The organism is Nonomuraea cavernae, from assembly GCF_014646355.1.
GTDB classification, from domain to species: domain Bacteria; phylum Actinomycetota; class Actinomycetes; order Streptosporangiales; family Streptosporangiaceae; genus Nonomuraea; species Nonomuraea cavernae.
The window spans coordinates 1-676 of the sequence record NZ_BMNH01000075.1 but is presented as its reverse complement, the minus strand read 5'-3'; the positions used below and the strand labels follow the sequence as shown (position 1 = coordinate 676).

General features: G+C 70.0%; 1 protein-coding gene. It reads right to left on the bottom strand.

What is annotated here, in order from left to right; all coding sequences use genetic code 11:
* Positions 1-28 precede the first annotated feature (28 nt).
* Positions 29-676, bottom strand: a 648-nt coding sequence (locus tag IEY82_RS38740) for a transposase family protein (RefSeq protein ID WP_465263508.1), incomplete at its 5' end; no start/stop codon positions are given.

Sequence of the window (676 nt, the reverse complement as noted above, 5' to 3'; positions counted from 1 at the left end):
CGCCTAGTACTCCAGTGACACTTCGCGATCATGGTTCGGATCTGCACTGGTAGTGGCAGCGCCGGGCGGCTGCTTGGTGGCGACGGCGCCAGTTTGACCAGCGCAGAACGTTCGTGATGGAGGGGTGCCGGGTCAGGACGAGTGCGGCCAGGAGCCGGCGGATCTCGGGCAGGGTCAGCGGGATGCGGTCGTCGGTAGTGCTGGGTGGCTGGGCGGCGGCGATGGCAGCCAGCAGAGCCAGGGCGAGCATGGCCAGAGTGATGTGCCGGTGCCAGGCGGTCCAGCCGCGGACTTGGTAGTGATCCAGGCCGACCTGGCCCTTGGCGGCTTGAAAGGATTCCTCCACCGCCCACCGGATACCGGCGATCTTGACCAGGGCCATCAGCGGCTGCCGTCCGGGCGCGTAGCAGCGGTAGAACGCCAGCTCGCCGGTGGTCAGGTTGCGCCGGATCAGCAGCCACCGATAGCCGTCGGCCTGGCCTTCGTCGATGCGGGTCCAGGCCCAGGCATACCAGCGCGGCCCCTTGGCGCCCTGACCGGCGCGGTAGCGGTGCCAGTGCCGGTCGGCCACGCGAGCGGCGACCTCGGCCGCGCTCAGCACGACGCCCTCCAGGTCGACGCGCCGGTTGCCGGCGATGGCCAGTACGTAGCCCATCCGGCGTGTTTCCAGGCAGGC